Origin of the sequence: Campylobacter sp. IFREMER_LSEM_CL292 (genome assembly GCF_025771615.1) — a bacterium.
Lineage (GTDB): Bacteria > Campylobacterota > Campylobacteria > Campylobacterales > Campylobacteraceae > Campylobacter_D > Campylobacter_D lari_D.
This window is the reverse complement of sequence record NZ_JAKMQP010000027.1, coordinates 1-2668: the sequence shown is the minus strand read 5'-3', so window position 1 is coordinate 2668 and position 2668 is coordinate 1. Positions and strand designations below refer to the sequence as shown.

The 2668-nt window shown below is 27.0% G+C and carries 1 protein-coding gene; it reads left to right on the top strand.

Annotated features, from left to right (window positions below; genetic code table 11):
* The coding region (locus L8T82_RS07865; RefSeq protein ID WP_263726272.1) for a hypothetical protein at window positions 1–2582 on the top strand (2582 nt) is incomplete at its 5' end.
* Between the last annotated feature and the right edge of the window lie 86 nt (window positions 2583–2668).

Sequence of the window (2668 nt, the reverse complement as noted above, 5' to 3'; positions counted from 1 at the left end):
GGGGGGGGGGATACGATAATTTTCGTTTTAACTCAAATACTTTAAACCCTTTAAAAAACTATAAAAACTTTAATCTATTAAAACTTTCCCTACTCACTATACTTTCACTAAACTCTTTAGAAGCTGCCACCCAGGCAAATTATGATAAAGCTTCTAATACTTATGTAATTAAAAAACACCATTATAATAATAATGATGTTTATGATTATAATCTTGATACATATAAACTCTTAAGTGGTAAAAACTTCTATGGTCAAATGGCTAGCAATAAAAACCTTTCAAATATTACTTTAATCTATGATAATCCTAAAAACAAAGCTCATGAAAAAATGAATGATTTATATTTTAAACAAGACATACTCACTCCAAGTATTAAAGAAGATATTTTTGTAGTTAATGGTTTTCATAGTTCTAACTCAGCTAATACTACCCTAAATCAAATCAGCTATATACCTTTTTTAGTTTCAGCCTATACCTTTAATGCAAAAGCAAATAATAATACTCTAGTATTAAAAGCAGGGGAATTATCTTCAGTATATTATTTAAAACCTACCGATAAAGAAGTAATTAATCCTAAAGCTAGTGGCTTAGATAATAAATATAATTTTTTAATCACTCCAGCCATAGCAAGAAAAGGTGAAGCAAGCAATAATACTTTAAATTTCTTAAAAGATGCCTATGTAAATATGGGTGTTGAAAACACCTATACCTTACCTTTAAATGGTGCTCCTTATATCTTAGGTGCTTTTGGGGTTGATGCTAATACTAATAATAATACTGTGATATTAAATAAGGGAGTAAAGATAGACTTTCATACTACCCCTTATAAACAAAGCACTTTAGGGGATAATATTTTTGATGAGAGAATGACTCATGTAGTGGGAGCTTATACTTATAATGGCAATGCTAAAAATAATAAGGTTATTATAGATGGAGCTTCTTTATTAGTCCATGGTCCAAGTGGAGCTTATTCAACATCAGCTGCTACTCACTTAGGTGGAGCTTTTGTAGATGTAAATAACAATGAAAGCTATGAAGTAAGCAATAATAGTGTAATTATTAATGATTTAAAACTAGATTTAAGAGTGGATACTAAAAATACTCCATTAGCATACAATGCTATTTTAGTAGGAGCAGTTTATGGGGGTAAAATCATACAAGGTAATGCTTATAAAAACACCATAGATATAAAAGACTTACAAACCTTATTAGCATTAAATACTAATGTAGAAGTAAAAGCACTCTTAGACTTTTATGCAGGTATAACTAATAATGGCATAGCTAATGATAATAATATCAATATTACTCTTAAAAAGCCATTTGAAATCAATTCTAATTTTACAGGTAAAAATGAGTTTAATCTTTATGGTGGGGTAGCTACTAAAGGAGCTAGTAGAAATAGTATAAATATCAATGGAGACTTAACCAAAGGACTTACCACTGAAAATCATCAAGATAAAATTCAAATCACAGCAGCACAAACTCTAAGTTCTAAAGCAAATAATAATAGTATTGTTATTAAAAACTCAAATATAGCTATGCCTTTATACTTATATGGAGTTAGTAAGGTTAGTTTAGATAATAAAGATTATTATGCAAGTAGCGCTAATGCTAATAGTATAGTTTTAGATAATGTAAAATCAGGTAGAAACCTCACTGCTATTATAGAAGCTGATAATTTAGAAAAAAACACTATAAAATATAATATGGTGCAATCTTTATCTAATGCTTCTAATATAGATAAAGGTTCTAAAATCATTTTAAGAGCTAATGAAAATGCTAATGATAATACTTTAAATATTAAAGATTATTCAAGTGCAGCTAGTTCTAATGTATATATTATTAATGCAAAAAATGAAAGCGCTAATAATACTTTTATCTTTGATAATTTAGCCCTAGGTACAGCTTCTGATAAAAGAGAAGGGGAAATAATAATTAGTGCAGGTATAGCTAAGAATACTCATGATAATTATACTCATATAAATAATTTAAATATAGATGAGTATAAAAACAACTCTACTATCATCATAGCAGCTTCTGGTGTATATAGTGAAAATGATAAAAGCTATAATAATACTTTATACTTAAGCGGTAATACTAATATTTTTAACAATACCAATATAGATGTATTAGCAGGAAGCTTTTTACAAACTAAAAAAGACAATAACTTTGTATCAAAAGTTCTAACACATAAAAATGGTACTAATAATCATTTAATATTAAATACAAATATAAAAGCAAATACTATCAATAACTTTGATCATTATAGCTTTATCTTAAAAGATGATACTAAAGCTTATTTAAGTGCTAAAGAAGTGATTAATCTTTCTAAAGATAGTTCTATTAATGTATATACTAACAATAATGTAAAAAATAAAAGCTTTATTTTAATGCAAAGTGAAAAAGGCTTTGTAGATGCAAATAATAAACACTTAAATCAAAAAGACTTACAAAGCTTATTAGAAACTATTACTAAAAACAATCAAAGCTTACATAAAAACATCAAAGCAAAAGTTCAAAAAGCTAAATACACTCTAAGTGTAAGTAAAGATGCAAAAAGCATAGTAGTGAATTTAAATTAAAACAATGCACCAAAAGGATTAATTATGAAAACACATAAACTATCAAATCACATCATACTCTCAGGCATAACTGTATCAATGTTATT